Source organism: Candidatus Magnetaquiglobus sp. (assembly GCF_058402785.1).
Map to the genome: position 1 here is coordinate 1 of NZ_JBZVFG010000064.1, position 17504 is coordinate 17504.

A 17504-nucleotide genomic window follows, 5' to 3' on the forward strand; every position below is an offset into this window, starting at 1 on the left:
TCGCTGCCAAACCATGGCAGGCCCTGCGCTTCCTGGGATTATGACTCATGCGCCACCCGACTTTGACGAGTCCCTATCCAGGGATCGAGCATCGAATACCGAGCGGAATCAGGATCAGAATATGTGACGCCATGTGGTCGCAATTTTTTTATGGTTGATCCGTTGTCTTAATATGTTAATTTGTTGATGGTTAGATGGTTTCATAAGATGATTTTTGGTGCTAAAACATGGACAATAATAAATATATCAAGGATTGCCATTTAATTATTTTAGTTGGTTTGACTCCTCAGGTGATTACAGAGGCGTTATATTTGCTTATGGAGCGAACCTGTTTGGATATAAAGAGAGTTTCTGTATTAACCAGTCATGAAGGGGTCGATGCGGTAAGTAATGCTTTATTGTTTGGCCCGGATCCTCCGTTGGATCGTTTTTGTCGTGACTATGGTTTCAATCGCAACAGGATCGATTTTGACAGAGAGGGAATCTACCCATTGTGGCCTGGACGTACTGCGGAAGTAGGCGTGGGCATGGCGGCGATGAATGGGCTGTTCGAAAGGTTGGCGGCGTGGTGTGGTGAGGGTGAGCTGCCAGTGGTGGCTTGCGTTGCGGGAGGACGCAAAGATATGGCGGTGCTGTTTGCCCAGGTGTTTGGTCTGCTGGCCCGTTCCGAGGATCGACTGGTGCATTTGCTTGTCTCCCCGGAGTTCGAGAATTTGGCTGAGTTCTTTTATCCTCCGCCTCAACCGGTAAGCCTTGCGGTCCATAAATCGGGGCATGGCGTGGTGTTTCTTAATACCGGGGATGCGCGAGTTGAGATGATCGACATCCCTTTGATCCGTCTGCGTACCCTGTTGGATGAGGAGACGCGTCGTGGCGCTATTTCGTTGGAAATTGCCTGCAATCGGGTTCAGCGTGAGGTGGAGAGTCTGAATCCGGTGTTGAGTATTGACGTGGGCCAACGTTTGGTACGTCATCATGGCGGGGAGATAACCGTTCCTCCCAAGGAATTTGCGATCCTTCTGTTTTTCGCCAGGTGTCGTTTGGAAGGGCGTGGACCGCACCAGGATGGCTGGATTCCAGGGCGTGATTTGGATCAGGATGCCTGGATCGAGGGTTTGGAAAGAGCTTACCTGGATGTCACGGGGGAGCAATCAGGTTTCAGGGAAAGCGGTTTGGTTCCCAGGGACCGATACGGAAAGGTTGTATTTACTGAGTTAAAAATCAAGATTACACATGCGGTATCCAAACTCAAGTCACTGCTGGGAACAGCGCATCCAGGTCGCGTATTCTCTCGACCGGCTCGCGGGGGCAGAGAGTACGGAATGTCCATGGATCCTGGATGTTTAAGAATAACAGACGACGAGGTGTAGCCCAATGGATGAAAAGACCCTGTTACAGGCCTCCTGCCGTGTTGCCCTGGCTGCTCTGATGCATGATCTGGGCAAGTTTGCCGAACGGTCGGGAGTGATCCCATCCGACCTGGATAGCAATCGAACAATCTATTGTCCGCTTTGGGATGGGCGTTATTCCCATGGGCATGCGGCCCATACAGGCATTGGGATGGATCGCATTGAGCCGTTTCTGCCCCCGATCAACGATGGGGAGGTTACCCCCTTTGGCCTAGGAAAAGTTGATGACTCCCTGATTAACGGCGCGGCCATGCATCACAAGCCTGAAACACCATTGCAACGGATCATCGCCTGTGCCGACCGTTTGGCTTCTGGTTTCGAGCGTAGTCATTTCGATAATGATTATAATCGTGCAGAGGATGAAAGGGAAGAACAGGGCAGACGGATTAACCACCGTCAGGCGCGGCAGTGGTCCATTCTTGAGAGTGTGAATCCGAGAAGCGAGGCTCTCTTCGACAGCCCACGCCACAGATTGTCCGTGCCACGCCATCGCTTGCCGTTGCGGGCCATGGCCCCGGAGACCCTTTTCCCGGTTGCGGACACGGAGATTTCCGACTCTACCGCCAGGGAAGAGTATGCCGCGTTGTGGGAGCAGTTCATGACGGGGATTCAAAAGATACCGTCGTCAACCCGGGACTCCTGGCCGGTGTGGTTGGATCATTTTGATACTCTGTATCTCACCTTCACCCATGCCATTCCTTCTGCCACTGCGACCAAAAAGCCGGGAGGGGGATTTTTGTCGATTCCGGCGGATGTCTCCCTGTACGATCACTCCAAGGCGACAGCGGCCCTGGCGGTAGCCTTGTGGCGCCATCACGAGGAGTTGGACACCATCAAGGCCCGTTTTTCCGAACAGGCGTGGAAATCATGGGACGAGGGGGATGAGCCGGAATTTTTGTTGATTCAGGGTGATTTTTTTGGGATCCAGTCTTTTATCTTCTCCGGAGAGGGGGAGAAGGTCAAAGGAGCGGCCAAGCTGCTGCGTGGTCGCTCCTTTTATGTCTCTTTGCTGACCGAGTTGGCAGCCTTGAAGATTCTGGAGGCATTTTCCCTCCCTCCGGTCAGCCAGATCACCAATGCCGCCGGCAAATTTTTGATCGTAGCCCCCAATCTGCCGGATGCCCAAGAGCGTCTCGACAGGGTGCGTGATGCGTTGGATTCCTGGTTTCTGCACCACACTTTTGGCCAGGGTGGGATCGGTTTGGCCAGTACCAGGGCTAAACGGCAGGATTTTGTGAAAGATCGCTTCAAGTACTTGGTTGAGCGACTTTTCCAGGATTTGCAGAGGTGCAAATTGAGGCGATTTGATCTGTGTGGTTCCGGTATGGTGCCGTTGGTGTTTGGTCATGACTATGCGCAGGGTGCGTGCCAGCACTGCGGCAAGGCTCCGGCCCAATCGCGGGATGAAGGGTGCGCGTTGTGTGTGAATCAACAAGAAATCGGCAAGCAACTGGTGCAACAGAGTCGGTTGCGCATTGGTCGGGCCCAGGCAGGCGAGTTTAATCTGTTGGGCTATCGGGTGGGGTTCGGGACTGAAGATGTCGGGGAGGTGCTGCGGGAGTGGGATTTTTCACCGCCCCTTGATGCACAACAGCCCTTGTGGAATGGCTATGCCCGACGGGCCATCAACGGTTATGTGCCGAGAAGAGATGGGGAGATCGTTAGTTTCGAGGAGATGGCTGAAGCGTGTCTGATGCCGGAGGACAAGAGCGGCGTGCGTCGCGGTGTCGCGGCACTGGGGATTCTCAAGGGGGATGTGGATAACCTGGGCATGATCTTCAAGGAAGGTCTGGAGACCCCAACCTTTGCTCGCATGGCATCCCTGAGTCGCCAGGTGAATGCTTTTTTTGCCATCTGGCTTCCTTGGAAATGCGCTGATGCGTACCAGAATACTTATACGGTCTTTGCCGGCGGGGATGATTTTTTTCTGATCGGCCCCTGGCTGGAGCAGATCCGCTTGGCCGACGCCATGCGCAGAGAGTTTTCCCGCTATGTGGGACGGAATCCGGCTTTGCATTTTTCCGCCGGTCTGGCCATGGCCAAGCCGGGCATTCCGGTGCCAGCTCTGGCCGGTATGGCGGAAGAGGCGCTCCATCGAGCCAAGGCGCACAAAGAGGGTAAAAAGGATGCGGTCACCTGCTGGAATCGCACCGTGCGTTGGGAAAAATTCGGTGAGTTGCTGGCAGGGGAACGGGAGTTGGCGGAGTTGGTCGCTTGGCTCCAGAATGAACATGCGGTCGAACTGAGCACCGCCTATCTCTATGGGTTGCTCCATTTGTGCGACAAGGCGGAACGGGCCCGCAACCATCCCGAGGATGGTATCTGGCGCTCCTGGTTCACCTATCGGAGTTGGCGTTTTGTGGTGGACAAGTTGAAAGACGAGGAACAACGAAAGCCGGTATTCCAGGGAGAGTTCGTGAAAAAGATCGGCAAGAGGATTTCCGAGAATGGGGGGGATTATAAGATTTCTTTATTCACTTATCTTTATCAACGTCGGGAGGTGTCATAATGTCGCAACAAGATGTTGAGCAATTGGATACGAGCAGAATTCTGTTGGAACCCATCCATGCGGATTTGTTTGATCAGGTAGCAAAGAGTGTGGCTGTGACTCTGGCGGGTCGGGATCCGGCTAGGTATTCCCCGAACAAGCCCACGCAATTGAGACGATTTTATAATGAAATTTGTTTGTGGGCAGAGAAAGTGGAGGCAGATTCGTCAAAGTTTGGTGACATGCTGCCGTTCATACGGATGCTGAATGCAAAGGCGGCTTATGCCAAGGGTAGGAACTCTCTTGTAGATAAAAATTTTGTCGATCTCCTGCGTCATTGTCTGAGCCAAGTGAATAGTCCAGAGACCATGAGGCACTTCAAGTTGTTCATGGAAGCCGTCATGGGTTTCTACAAAGAACTGCGTACCAATTAGAACCGGGGAGAGAACCATGCGACTCGTTGAGATTATTGAAATAACCGGCACAATCGAAATCCTCACCGGCCTGCATATCGGCAGCGGCAACACGGAGATGCACATCGGCGGATCGGACAGTCCGGTGATTCGCCATCCCCACACCAACGAGCCTTATCTCCCCGGCAGCAGCCTCAAGGGCAAGATTCGCAGTCTGCTGGAGTGGCGGGCCGGGTTGGCGGGGGTCAATGGCGGTAGACCGATGGCGTTTGGCAAATTGGAGGATGCGCCAGATCGAGACGAAGCCCGGCATATTCTCAAGCTGTTCGGGGTTTCCGATCAACTGACCGATGAGCAGGCGGAAGAGATCGGGCCCAGCCGATTGGCCTTTTCGGATTGCCAGTTGGAAAAGGCGTGGGTCAAGCAGATCCAAGCCCGCGCTTTGTCACTCACCGAAACCAAAATGGAAAACACCATCGACCGGGTGCGTGGCGTGGCCGAGCATCCCCGCAACACCGAACGGGTGCCAGCCGGTGCCAGGTTTGATTTCCGGCTTTCTGTCAAACAGTTGGATCTTGCAGGTGAGGACAAGTTGCTGGAGACGCTGTTGATCGGCATGAAATTATTGGAGATGGATGCTTTGGGTGGTTCTGGATCCCGGGGTTATGGACGGGTGAAATTCGTTTTGTCCGATCCGTGGCAGGAAAAGCTCACAGCCGCGAAACCCTGGTGAAAGTACGGATAAATTCCATGAAAACACGACTTGCCACCATTATCCCGCAAACGGCGTTTGCCACCCCGCTTCATGGGGATACGCTTTTCGGTCAACTCTGTTGGGCGTTGCGCAATCGGCATGGAGATGCTTGGTTGACCCAACGGCTGGAGGGGTACACCTCTGGTCAGCCCTTTTTGGTGGTTTCGGACGGCTTTCCTGCCAGTTGCTGGCCGCGACCGCACCTTCCGCGAGGAGGGGTGGCGACGCGCCAGGAGGGGCATGACCGGAAGCAGGAGAAAAAGAGAATCTGGCTGCCCCGCGAGGCGTGGCCGCGACCTCTTTCCGAGTGGGTGACGCTCTGCAAAACGGAAGAACAGGTATGGCCTGCCGAGCGCCTCAGCCGTCCCCAACCGCACAACGCCATCAACCGGTTGACCGGGACCACTGGGGAAGGGTTTGCTCCGTATCAGGTGGAGCAGATCTGGTTTCCGGTGGGGGCTAAACTGGAGCTCTGGCTGCTGTTCGATCCGGAGCGGTTGTCGGCGTCGGAGTTGGAGAGAGCCCTGCGGGATATCGCTTTGACAGGGTTTGGCAAGGATGCCAGCACGGGTCTGGGCAAGTTCGCTTTGGAGAGTTTCGTGGAGCAGGCGTTGCCCTCTCAAGACCACAGCAACGCCTGGTTGACCCTGGGTTTCTGCGCTCCGCAGGGGGGCGGGTTCGATGCGGAAAAGAGTTGGTATCAAGTCTTTACCCGTTTTGGCCGTCATGGAGATATCGCGGCGGTAACCGGACACCCCTTCAAACAGCCGGTGCTCTTGGCGCAGGCCGGGGCGGTATTGATGCCCATGTCCAAGTTTGTCGCCCGGAGTTTCGTGGGTCGAGGCATCGGAGGGGTCTCGGGGTCGATATCTGGCACCGTGCAGCAGGGATACGCGCCCGTGGTCGGGATACGGGTCGAGAATGGCGGGGAGATCAAGCATGCCTGAATCATTCAAGCAATATGACCGTCTGATTCTTTCCACTCTTTCACCGGTGCATGTCGGGTGTGGCGAGGATTATGAACCGACTCACTATGTGATGGATGAAGGTGTATTTTATTCTTTCGATCCCGTGTCGGCGCTGGCCATGGATCCGGAGGCTCGAAAGAAACTGTTGGAAATTGTGGATCGGGCGGATCATCTCATTCAGAGTATTCAGAAATTTTTTTACGATCAAAAAGATTCCTTGATTGCGCAATACGAGCGTCGCTTGCTTGTGGGGGATGGGATACAGGAATTTTATGATAAGCGGGTTGGCAAGATTATGCAGGCTGCCACAGGAGATCAAAACAGACTGTTCATTGAACGTATGGCGCATGTCGCGACCGATTCTCGTCCCATATTGCCAGGATCCAGCCTGAAAGGAGCGATGCGCACGGCACTGCTCGATGCGGTGCATGGAGGCAAGTCGCTGCTGGATAGCACAGCATCCGAAAGGAGAGGAGATTGGAAGAAGCTCCGTCCCATACCGACTTCACTGCAAGGCTGTCTGCCAGAAAAATTTGAATTGGATCCCATGCGATTGATCCAGGTCGGGGATGCCATGCCTGGGGATGACCGCGAGTGCGGCGAGATTGTTTTCGCCGTCAATCGCAAGGTCTCTGGTGGCAGCGGGCGGGGACCGTATCAGATTTTGGAGTCTCTCTCGCCGTTGGCGTTGGAATTTTTGGTTGCCGACTGGGGGTTTCTGGACACCAGACAGGCATTCGAAAAACATGCGCATCAATTGCCACCGCTCAACAGGCAATGGGACCGACAATTTGTGATGGAAAAATGCAATCGGTTTTACATAGACCATTTGAAGAGAGAGTTGAAAGAAATGCACGATTTATTGCCTGAGCGGTGGATGAAAACGCTGCGGCAATCGTTGGAAGGAGGCAATTTGCAACGTTTGTTGGCAAACGGGGGTACGTTTTTGCTGCGGGTCGGGCGTCATTCCGGCGCTGAGTCCGTCACTTTGAACGGTGCACGACATATCAAGATCATGGCAGGAAAAGGTAAACCACCGACGTGGGGACCACGAGCCACTACGGTCTGGATGGCGGCGGGGCGGGAAAAGCAGGATTTCGACCTGCTTCCATTCGGTTGGCTGTTGGTGGAGTTGGATGGTCCTGGTCGCTTGCCCTTGAGCGAATCGGTTCCTGAATTGGTCGAGTTGTCTCAATCTTTTGTCAACGACCGTGGTGGACGTTTGCAAGCATCTGACAAAAAATTGGCCCAATGGCGCGCAGTAGAGGTCATCAAGCGCCAACAAGAGGCCCAACGGCAGGCCGATCAGGCGCGTCTGGAGGCTGAAAAGGTGGCCCAGGAGGTCCGACTGGCCAGCATGACGCCGAATCGAAGGAAGGTGGATGAGTTTCGTCGATCGATCAGCAAAGTTTCGATTCAACAACCTGTTAGCGGCACGCTTTGGGCCGAGGCGAACAAGTTGATCAAAAGTGCACGGACTGAAGAGTGGCTTGAGGATGAGAAGCATGCGTTGATGTCTGTGTGCGAACAGGAGTTGCCGGCCAAGTTGAAGGGCGTGGATGCCAAGAAGCTGAAGAATTTGCTCGATCCTCTGCGTGCGAGTCTGACATGAACGCTCAGCAGATGACCATCCCTTTGGCGCGCTACCGCTTCGAGTGGGAGGTGCAGACCCCTTTGCGTCTGCCGGAGTATGCCGGCTCGGCGTTGCGCGGGGTGTTTGGCGCCGCATTGCGCGGGGTGGTCTGCATGACTGGGCAGAGCGAATGTCCGGGATGCGGGTTGTGGCGCACCTGTCCTTATCCGTTGCTGTTCGAAACCCCGTCGCCGATGGTCGATGCGGGAGAAAAGGGGATGGGGGTCACACCGAACCCGTATGTCATCGAGCCGCCGGAGTGGGGCGAGCGGGAGTATCGGCCCGGGGAGCGGTTGGAATGGCATATGGTGCTGGTGGGCAAGGCGTTGGCGCAGTTGGCGTTAATTATCCTGGCCTGGCAGAGGGCGTTGGCACGAGGTGTTGGGCCTGGGAACGGTACGGCGTTGCTGCGGAGGGTGTTGTTGGTCGAGACGGACGGGGAGTCGGAGATTTTTACCCCTGAATCCGGGGTGCTCCGTGACCACGCCACCCGGCTGAACGTGCCGCCTTGGCCGGAGTTCTCGGCGCTCACCTTGACCCTGCTGACCCCCACCCGTATCCAGAAGAATGGCTCACCCCTGGGACCGGAAAAGGTGACCCCAAGGGATCTGTTGGTCGCGCTGATGCGTCGTGTCAGCCAGATGGTGTATTTGCACGGCGGGCAGGTGATGGAGGCCGATTATGCTGATCTGGCCCGCCAGGCTGAGGGGATCGATGCCCGTGGGCGTCTTTATTGGCGCGACTGGACACGACGTTCCGCGCGTCAGAATCAGACCATGGCCTTGGGTGGCGTGGTGGGTAGTTGGCAGCTTTCTGGACCGTTGGAGCCGTTCTGGCACCATCTTTATCTGGGTCAGTGGCTGCATGTTGGCAAGAATGCCACGTTCGGCTTGGGATGTATGCGTCTGGATACGCCTTTGAGGGAGAGTGGACAGCCATGATGGATGAAATGGTGCGTGAAAAGGTGTTGGTGCTGACGGTAGGAACCGGCGATGCGGAGCGGCGAGAAGAGACGCTCTATCGTCCGTTGCGTGTTTCGGTGGAACGCGATGGCCCATGGTCGCGGGTGATTCTGCTTCCATCGCGGGTCACTGCCGAATGGGCACACGAAGTCAAGCAGGCGTTGGCGCCACTGCCGGTCGAGGTACACCCCTTGCCCAGGGAAGGGGATGAGGATGACGCGGATCGGTGTTTTGACCATTTTGATCGCATCTTGAACGATTTGAAGCCTCATTCTGGCCGGTTGATCATCGAGGTGGATCCCACCCGCGGCACCAAGATGATGAGTGCGGCGTTGATTTTGGCGGCAGTACGTCGTGATGTGCCGTATCTCCGCTATATCACAGGTCTGCGTGACCAGCGCGGCATGGTGCTCCCTGGCAACGAGCGATTCTCCCGGTTTCAAACCACGCTGATCATGGCTGCGCACCGTCTCGATGACGCGCTCGAAATGTTCCGGCACGGCAACTTTGCTGCTGTGCTGGATCTGTTGCCCGATCCTTCGCACCCGTTGATCCGTCTTCACTGGCCAGAGAAGTTTCATGATGAATTGCGGGATGCCCGTGCCCTGGCCCGCTTTTATGAGGCATGGGATCGGCTGAATTATCGGGCTGCACATGCGGTCTCTCTGCCGAATCGTGAGGAGATCACCCCACGCTGGCAACGGTTTCATCCCTCGAATGAGGTTCTGGATTGGGTGGAGCGGTTGGCGGTCCGATTCCCGGAGGGAACGGATCCTGATGTATGCCGAAAGCGCAAGGCGCCCTATTTAAGCCGACTGATGGTGGATATCTGGGCCAACGGTCACCGGCGTCTGCGTCATCAACAACTGGAAGATGCCGTGGTGCGCGCCTATCGGGTATTGGAGATGGCTGGACAGATGCGTTTGTTTGTTCATGGCTATGACTCGTCGGCACTGGAACCCGAGGATTCGATGATTCAGAAGTATCAACAACACATCGAGAAGAAAGGAGATGTCCCACTATCCAGGACCAGGGATGGCAAATTGCAAGCACCCAGGGAACGGGTTACGGGTCTTTTGAAGCGGTTGCAGGATCCTTTGGCCGAGGTGTTGATCGAACTGGGTAACTCGTCGATTTTAAGTGCAAGGGCCCGCAATGCCAGCGTATTGATTCACGGCTTTCAGGCCCAGGCCCCGGAGGAGGAGAGTGTGAAAAGGTTCTACACACAATTGGAGGAAAGGGTGTTGCTTGCCGAAGGCATGCCGCAAGAGCGGGACACTTGGCTGCGATTGGCCCGCACTCCGGAATTTTTGGATTACTAAAGTCATGCCAACGCTTTATGTGACCGAACCGGGTTCCACGGTGCGGTTTTCCTCCGGGGTGTTGCACGTTACGGCTGCACATGACTCGACCGACAGCCGTGGCAACCCTCGCCTGTTGTTGAAGGTCGAGCCGCATCGGTTGGAGTTGGTGGCCTTGATCGGGCGGGTTCACATGACGGTGGATGCCATGCATCTCTGTCTGGAGCATGGCATTGGGATCGCGTGGTTTTCCTGGAATGGTCGTTTTTTGGGGCGCATGGTCCCGGAAATGGCACGCAGTGGTGATTTGCGTCTGGCGCAGTATCGGGCATTGACCGATGCCGACTATGCGTTGCATATGGCGCGCACCGTGCTTGCTGCCAAATGTGTGAATGCAATGGCCGTGTTGCGCATGATCCGTTCGAATCAGTCGGGATTGGAAGATCTGTCGCAGGTTCTGCGAGAACTGTCCGAACAATACGGGCGTCTGGCCGCTTGTGCTCAGAAGACGGAACTGTTGGGGCATGAAGGAAACATGGCGGCACACTATTTTTCCATGCTGATGCATGGATTCCGGAGTGAAATCCGGTTCACGGTGCGACAACGACGCCCGCCACCGGATCCAGCCAATGCATTGCTCTCTTTTGGCTATGTGTTGCTGGGTAATGCGATTGCCGGTCATCTGGAAGCTCGTGGGCTGGATCCGGCAATCGGCTTTCTGCATGAACCGCGAGCAGGAAGAGCCAGTCTGGCACTGGATCTGCTCGAAGAGTTCCGACATGCGGTGGTGGATCGGTTCGTGATGCGCGTTTGCAACCTGCGGGTGGTTCAGCCCTTGATGTTCGAACCGGATCCGGATGCTGGAGGGGTGCGTTTGACACGAGAGGGGCTCAAGCACTTTTTCAAGGCGTGGGGAGAGTTTTTGGAGCGTCCCTTGCGAGATGATGCGGGTGAGAGCATGAGCTCAATGGGCATGATCAAAAGACAGGTCAATCGATTGGCCATGGCGCTGCGCCAAGAAGAGGAGTACCGTCCGTTTTATTTGAAGGACTCTGCCCTATCATGAATCGACAACGGTATTCTATCTGCTATGATATCACCAACAACAAACGCAGACGCAAACTGGCGGCCAGCCTGGATCTGTACGGGGATAGAATTCAGAAAAGCGTCTTTGAAGCCGTCTTGGAGCCAGAACTCGTGCAGCATATGATTGAGGATATCTTGAACATCATTCATGCCAAGAAAGATACCGTTCGGATTTACCAATTGTGCGGAACCTGCACCGAAAAGATCAGGCGTCTTGGAATTCCAGGTCCGAATCCGGGCGAGGAAGTGGTGTTTGTCGTGTAATGGCGAGCGCTCGTAACCGGAATGCGATGAGCATCCCCTATAGGTTACGACTGCTTTTAGATGTTTGAAAAGTGGAATAAAATATGGATTCATGTTGGGCTTGTCACTTGGAGAGAAATCTGTGGAGATCTATGGAATATGAGATTACGAAATCATGGTCGTTTTTTTTCACTGAATCAAAATCTTGCATGACCCGGACTGCAGTAATCGCCCCGCCTGAAAGGGGATTGAAACCCAGGATTTTGGCCTCAGAATCGCGCCATTCCTCGTCGACTGCAGTAATCGCCCCGCCTGAAAGGGGATTGAAACTTTGACCACTGGCTTACTGCCGCGCGGGTCACGCCAAAAATCTGCAGTAATCGCCCCGCCTGAAAGGGGATTGAAACACAAATTGTTAGCTGTGTATGGTAATGCCCTGATCATTGCTGCAGTAATCGCCCCGCCTGAAAGGGGATTGAAACTGCTCGTTGGTGTTGTTAAGATAGTGCGCAATCTGCACTCTGCAGTAATCGCCCCGCCTGAAAGGGGATTGAAACAGGGCATCGCGGCAAGCATCTCCGCTTGCAACCTTTCAAGCTGCAGTAATCGCCCCGCCTGAAAGGGGATTGAAACTGTCCTTGTCCTTGTCGTTGGTGTTAAGATAATGCGCAATCTGCAGTAATCGCCCCGCCTGAAAGGGGATTGAAACCACACTGATCGATGATGCTATTTCTTTCCATTGTCGTTGTCTGCAGTAATCGCCCCGCCTGAAAGGGGATTGAAACAATCCAGAACTCCTCCCCAACCCCAACACCGATTTTCTCTCTGCAGTAATCGCCCCGCCTGAAAGGGGATTGAAACTTCTTACTCCTTGGGTTGCTTGTTTGGTTGCTTGTTATCTGCAGTAATCGCCCCGCCTGAAAGGGGATTGAAACAAGGAGGTAGCAGAGTCGCCCTTGCTACCATTTAACCTTCTGCAGTAATCGCCCCGCCTGAAAGGGGATTGAAACATTGCTCATGCGGGTAGTGGCGAAGGCCGGGTGATTGGTCCTGCAGTAATCGCCCCGCCTGAAAGGGGATTGAAACCGCCATCGCATGTTTGAGTTTGTCAATTGTTCTTTGAGCGCCTGCAGTAATCGCCCCGCCTGAAAGGGGATTGAAACTGATAACAGGTTGTTTGCAGTGTACGGCATAGCAGCGATCTGCAGTAATCGCCCCGCCTGAAAGGGGATTGAAACTGTTGCCTCATCCCAACCGATTCCGGTCTTATTGACTTCTGCAGTAATCGCCCCGCCTGAAAGGGGATTGAAACCATAGGCAGCGGCATATCCGCCACTGGTTTTCAGCTTGTCTGCAGTAATCGCCCCGCCTGAAAGGGGATTGAAACTACCGGCAAGCAAGAGATACAGACCGTGCTCTTGGATGGTCTGCAGTAATCGCCCCGCCTGAAAGGGGATTGAAACGTTCAGCTTCCGCAAGAGCGTTGATGGTTGTCCTGATTTGCTGCAGTAATCGCCCCGCCTGAAAGGGGATTGAAACGAGAAGCTATAGGTACGAATAATCTCCCCCTCGCCATCCTGCAGTAATCGCCCCGCCTGAAAGGGGATTGAAACTTGACGTTCCGCCAGGGCCACCGACCACCGGGTCTGTCAGCTGCAGTAATCGCCCCGCCTGAAAGGGGATTGAAACACCGCCAGGGTGCGAGATAAGCAGTCCCTGCATTGCTATACTCTGCAGTAATCGCCCCGCCTGAAAGGGGATTGAAACCTGTTCCCATGTCGGCCCACAGAGCACACCGTGGGTGTTCTGCAGTAATCGCCCCGCCTGAAAGGGGATTGAAACTCCCCGGTCTTCACGGTCACAGTACCGCCGGAGGTGAAGGCTGCAGTAATCGCCCCGCCTGAAAGGGGATTGAAACCGTGCCTTGCGAACAGCTTCTACCACATCCTTCATGGCCTGCAGTAATCGCCCCGCCTGAAAGGGGATTGAAACTAACTTCCGCCGTTCCCACGGCATCCGCCCTATCTAGAGTCCCCCGAAAGAAAGCCGTCAACTCTGTGATCACCCAGCCGCTTCTGGCGTTGCCAAGGCAGTTTGAACGGTTTTCCGGGGTTGTTGCGTTTGAGAGCCCTGTTTTCGCCTCCAAACGAGGGGATTTCCCCCTCTTTACACCGCATTTGTAACCATTTCCGGTACTTGTTCCAGCATTCGGGCGCAACTGTGGCGTAGGAATCGTTTCACGTTGCAGGCCAGCGCCTTCATCCTGACTGCAAACCCCACGCGTTGAAGGCTACGAGTCCACACTTTGTCCAAACCGTGCGCTGTCTTGCACTCCGCGTTGGTCGATTCTATCCCGGCGCGGATGGCATACGCCTTCTTGAACCAGTCGCTCTCTTCCCGCACCCGACTGTAGGCCGTGGCGATATCGCGCGGATGCACCCTTAATCGTCCTCCCTGCCGTCCTGCCGGACAGTCATCCACCAAGGGACAAGCAGCGCAGCGTTCCGCATCGAAACGCAGATTCCGGGTCCGACCATCCTTGCCAAGCCGTGAGCGGACTGGCTCCGCGCCTTCGGGACAGGCCCGCACACGCATCTTGTTCAAGTCCAGGTCAAAATGGCCCAGTCCGATTACGTTGGGATCCGCCTTGCCGGGAGTCGGGGCGATCAGATTCACGCCCCGTTCCGCCGCTTCCAGCAGGTTGTCTCCGCTGTTGTACGATGTGTCCGCGAACATCTCTTCTGGCGAAATCTCCCGTTTCTCCAGATCATCCAGCGCCGGGATGATGGCGTGCTGATCACTCCTGTGCGCCGACTCCACATCCACCCTGGTGATCACCTGGATCGGATTGTCCGCCGCGCAGGTCTCGCTCAACTGCGCCTGATACCCCACACCTTTGTGGCCATCGTAGCTGGCATCTGGATCAAACGGACTTTGCAGGCTGTCGGAAGAAATCTCCTTGCCCTCCTTCAGAATCACCGCCCCCTCGTCATCACCATCTCATCTGCTCTCCGCCTTCCTCCATCGACAGGGCAGCACTCTGGCTCAGATTCCCATCGCCGACAAATCCAATGAGATCACCGCTGTTCGTCCCCTGTTGACCGATCTTGAACTGGAAGGTCGCCTGATCACGGCAGATGCCATCCACGCTCAAAAAAACCATTGAATTCATTGTTGAAGAGAAAAAAGCGGATTTCCTCTTCACGGTCAAGGCCAATCAGCCAACGGTGCTCGGCACCATCGCCCGTTTGCAACTTGAGGAGGGACCTGTCCAATTCCAGACCACCGATAGGGGCCATGGACGTCAGGAAACTCGCTCCATTTGGACTTCCACTCGTTTTGTCGAACACGTCCCTCTGCCGCACATCCAGCAGTTCTTCACAATTCGGAGAGACGTCCTGAATCTCAAGACAGGCAAATCCACCACCGAATTCGCCTACGGCTGCACCAGTCTGCCGCCTGAAAGGGGCTCGCCCGAGTACCTCCTATCCTGCAACAGGGGACACTGGTCCATTGAGAACAGCTCTCACCACGTCCGTGATGTCACTTTCGACGAGGACCGTTCCCAAATCCGTGCAGGTCATGGCCCTCAGATGATGGCTTGCCTGCGCAACCTCACCATCGGACTACTCAGATTGGCAGGTTGGCAGGAAATCGCTTATGTCACCCGGGAATTCGCTGCCAAACCATGGCAGGCCCTGCGCTTCCTGGGATTATGACTCATGCGCCAGCCGACTTTGACGAGTCCCTGTGGTCTCCCCAGGGCCATGGGCATCAGAATCTGGGGATAAGGTGTATTACCCCCTCCGAGATCCAACCGAGCAGGAGGGTTGTTTTGGGTTGGTGACGATGGTGATCCCCGTAGATACGAATCTGAACCCAACCGGTGCGGCTGAGCCTTGCATTTTTCCAGAAGGGGTGCCATCAACCACATGACATCACTCGTTGCTGGCGGATTGCCGGGTGAGTCTGATATACTTGCCCAATGAGCGAGATCACCCAACCCCATGACCGCCTGTTCCGGGTACTGCTGTCTACGCCGGAGACGGCGGGTGCTTTGCTGCGGGAGCGTTTGCCGCCGGAGGTGTCGCGGTTGTTGTCCTCCGAGCCGCCGCAACTAATCGAAGGCAGTTTTGTCGAGGAGAACCTGCGTCCCTACTTTTCGGATCGTCTGTTCGAGGCCAGGACGATCAGCGGCAAACCGGTATGCTTTTATGTTCTGATCGAGCATAAGAGCTACAAGGATGACAAGGTCGCCTGGCAGATGTATCGAGGCATTTCGGCCTTTTTGGAACAAAAGGTACGGGAGAACGAGCATTGGACACGACTGCCAGCCGTGCTTCCCTTGCTGGTGTACCATGGCGCGCAGGAGTGGCGCATTCCGAACGAGTTCCTGGCCCTTGTCGATGCGGATGAGGCTTTGCAGCCATGGCTGCTGAATTTTCGATTTCCGGTAGCCGACCTGGGACCGATCCCGGACCGGGAACTCTCCAGACATGCGCAACTGCGTGCCGGTCTGCTGGCACTCAAATATGGTACCCGTGATCCCGAGGTCCAAATGGTGGCGTTGGATCAGATTGTGGATGCCTTGATGGAAGCCCCGGAACTCCTGCTGCCGGTGCTGCTCTATCTGTTGACGACATTCCAAAATCTGAATGAAGATCAGGTGCGGCAGGTGGTTCGTCGCATCAAACCCGAGGAGGAATATGAAATGATGTCCCAATTCGCGCAAGAGATCATGGCCAAGGGCAAACCGGAGTGGGTAGCGATAGGCCGGCAAGAAGGCCGGCAAGAAGGGATTCAGATTGGCGAGCAGAGAGGCCGCCAGGAAGAAGCCGCTTCCATGCTCTTAAAGCAAATGCGCCGCAAATTTGGCCAGACGCCAGATTGGGTAACGGAGAAGGTAAAGGCAGCGGATCTGGATCTGATCGAAATATGGAGTGACAATTTCGTTTTCGCCAACTCCGTAGAGGAAGTCTTTGCATCGTGACCCCCTGCCCTTCTGGTCCAGAACCTGTCCTTCTGGACCAGAAAAAACAGGATCTGCCAGCAACATCAAATCGCAGACTCAAATGCTCCAGAGGTGTCTTTGGCCCATGGAGCAATTTTGAGATGCCAGACAACAAATAACAAAATCAATATGATATTCGATCACAGTATCAATTGCTGACCAAGCGGCACTCAAACTTTCTCCGTATTGCACTGCACAAAAAGACGGAGAATTGGGTTTGGAACGTTCGTCTTGGTTCACCATTAAAGTTTTACAAGATTTTCTTGCCTTCAAAGCCGCTCTTTCATGGCGGCTTTTTTTTGTGAAAAAATATCCAAGATTTTCAATAGACAGCTACGCCAGTTTGAAAACGTACCCGGTTGGGAACCGGACCTACGGGAGTCGAAAATCGCCATTTTTTTGTAAAATGACGTGTAGTAGGCAAGACTTCATCACACAGACAAACGGGCTGTCGCATAGGTCGCATTTGTCAGATCAAGTCTTGACAAGTACAAAGAAATACTGATGACGATCAATTTAATCGGTATGGTGTCCCCCGATTTTAATTTAATACTGATGACGATCAATTTAATCGGTATGGTGTCCCCCGATTTTAATTTAATCGGTATGGTGTCCCCCGATTTTGTCCCCCGATTTTGGGTGTCCCCCGATTTTGGCGATTTTGCGAGGTATGGTGTCCCCCGATTTTGGCGTGGTGTCCCCCGATTTTGGCGATTTTGCGAGGTATGGTGTCCCCCGATTTTGGCGTGGTGTCCCCCGATTTTGGCGATTTTGCGAGGTATGGTGTCCCCCGATTTTGGCGATTTTGCGAGGTATGGTGTCCCCCGATTTTGTGGCGGTATGGTGTCCCCCGATTTTGGTATGGTGTCCCCCGATTTTTCCCCGATTTTGGTATGGTGTCCCCCGATTTTTCCCCGATTTTGGTATGGTGTCCCCCGATTTTTCCCGTTTGCAAGCAATTCCGAGAACTTTTTCCCTTGAACGAGATTTCTGGAGAACCGGGATTTGATTTCACCGCGCAAGAGTCTCTCCAGCAGCCAACCTAGTCATATTTGATAATATTTTCACTGTTAGGCCAATAACAATCAATTTACATCTTATATTGAGCCTTATCTGCGTCAAATTTATTATTAGAGCAAGTGATAGGAATTTCTTTGTTGAAGTTGCGCGCAATTAATAATAGGCTCCTCGCTGTTTCACGTGGGTAGGGTGAAGTTTAACTTGCCCCCGATGAGG

13 protein-coding genes, 1 pseudogene and 1 CRISPR repeat array are annotated in these 17504 nt (G+C 54.5%); of the genes and pseudogenes, 12 read left to right on the forward strand and 2 right to left on the reverse strand.

What is annotated here, in order from left to right; all coding sequences use genetic code 11:
- The first annotated feature begins 227 nt into the window (after positions 1 to 227).
- From csm6 to cas2, 10 genes are read left to right on the forward strand one after another with little or no spacing between them, the layout of a single operon-like run.
- Complete coding sequence (gene csm6 / locus ACV4UY_RS15225) at positions 228 to 1370, forward strand: CRISPR-associated ring nuclease Csm6 (protein ID WP_491608424.1); 1143 nt, start codon at positions 228 to 230, stop codon at positions 1368 to 1370.
- A gap of 4 nt (positions 1371 to 1374) precedes the next feature.
- Positions 1375 to 3918: a type III-A CRISPR-associated protein Cas10/Csm1 gene (gene cas10, locus ACV4UY_RS15230; protein WP_491608425.1), complete on the forward strand. Its 2544-nt coding sequence runs from the start codon at positions 1375 to 1377 to the stop codon at positions 3916 to 3918.
- Positions 3918 to 4331 (forward strand): type III-A CRISPR-associated protein Csm2, encoded by a 414-nt coding sequence (gene csm2, locus ACV4UY_RS15235; RefSeq protein ID WP_491608426.1) that lies wholly within the window; start codon positions 3918 to 3920, stop codon positions 4329 to 4331. Before cas10 ends, csm2 begins: the two co-directional genes overlap by 1 nt.
- 16 nt (positions 4332 to 4347) lie before the next feature.
- Positions 4348 to 5043: a type III-A CRISPR-associated RAMP protein Csm3 gene (gene csm3, locus ACV4UY_RS15240; RefSeq protein ID WP_491608427.1), complete on the forward strand. Its 696-nt coding sequence runs from the start codon at positions 4348 to 4350 to the stop codon at positions 5041 to 5043.
- Between the two features lie 17 nt (positions 5044 to 5060).
- Entirely contained in the window at positions 5061 to 6011 is a 951-nt protein-coding gene (gene csm4 / locus ACV4UY_RS15245) for a type III-A CRISPR-associated RAMP protein Csm4 (protein ID WP_491608428.1), read from the forward strand.
- Complete coding sequence (csm5, locus tag ACV4UY_RS15250) at positions 6004 to 7644, forward strand: type III-A CRISPR-associated RAMP protein Csm5 (RefSeq protein WP_491608429.1); 1641 nt, start codon at positions 6004 to 6006, stop codon at positions 7642 to 7644. Before csm4 ends, csm5 begins: the two co-directional genes overlap by 8 nt.
- Entirely contained in the window at positions 7641 to 8606 is a 966-nt protein-coding gene (cas6, locus tag ACV4UY_RS15255) for a CRISPR system precrRNA processing endoribonuclease RAMP protein Cas6 (protein WP_491608430.1), read from the forward strand. Before csm5 ends, cas6 begins: the two co-directional genes overlap by 4 nt.
- Positions 8603 to 9949, forward strand: coding sequence for a TIGR02710 family CRISPR-associated CARF protein (locus tag ACV4UY_RS15260; protein WP_491608431.1), 1347 nt, complete (start codon positions 8603 to 8605; stop codon positions 9947 to 9949). Before cas6 ends, ACV4UY_RS15260 begins: the two co-directional genes overlap by 4 nt.
- 4 nt (positions 9950 to 9953) lie before the next feature.
- Entirely contained in the window at positions 9954 to 10994 is a 1041-nt protein-coding gene (cas1, locus tag ACV4UY_RS15265; protein ID WP_491608432.1) for a CRISPR-associated endonuclease Cas1, read from the forward strand.
- Positions 10991 to 11278 carry a CRISPR-associated endonuclease Cas2 gene (gene cas2, locus ACV4UY_RS15270; protein WP_491608433.1) on the forward strand — a complete coding sequence of 96 codons (288 nt, stop codon included), beginning with the start codon at positions 10991 to 10993 and terminating at the stop codon, positions 11276 to 11278. The genes cas1 and cas2 overlap by 4 nt, the downstream gene beginning before the upstream one ends.
- Positions 11279 to 11476: 198 nt before the next feature.
- Positions 11477 to 13249: a CRISPR direct-repeat array (repeat unit 36 nt; unit sequence CTGCAGTAATCGCCCCGCCTGAAAGGGGATTGAAAC).
- Between the two features lie 174 nt (positions 13250 to 13423).
- Here the strand turns inward: cas2 and ACV4UY_RS15275 are convergent.
- Positions 13424 to 14236, reverse strand: coding sequence for a transposase (locus tag ACV4UY_RS15275; RefSeq protein ID WP_491608434.1), 813 nt, complete (start codon positions 14234 to 14236; stop codon positions 13424 to 13426).
- 158 nt (positions 14237 to 14394) lie between these two features.
- On the opposite strand from ACV4UY_RS15275, the gene ACV4UY_RS15280 reads away from it, so the two are divergent.
- Positions 14395 to 14976, forward strand: a complete 582-nt coding sequence (locus ACV4UY_RS15280) for an ISAs1 family transposase (RefSeq protein ID WP_491608435.1) — start codon at positions 14395 to 14397, stop codon at positions 14974 to 14976.
- A 266-nt stretch (positions 14977 to 15242) separates the two neighbouring features.
- A complete protein-coding gene (locus ACV4UY_RS15285; protein WP_491608436.1) occupies positions 15243 to 16247 on the forward strand; it encodes an Rpn family recombination-promoting nuclease/putative transposase in 1005 nt (334 codons plus the stop codon).
- A gap of 935 nt (positions 16248 to 17182) precedes the next feature.
- On the opposite strand, the pseudogene ACV4UY_RS15290 reads toward ACV4UY_RS15285, so the two are convergent.
- Positions 17183 to 17305 (reverse strand): annotated as a pseudogene (locus ACV4UY_RS15290) (type I restriction enzyme endonuclease domain-containing protein); the annotation flags it as partial.
- Positions 17306 to 17504 lie beyond the last annotated feature (199 nt).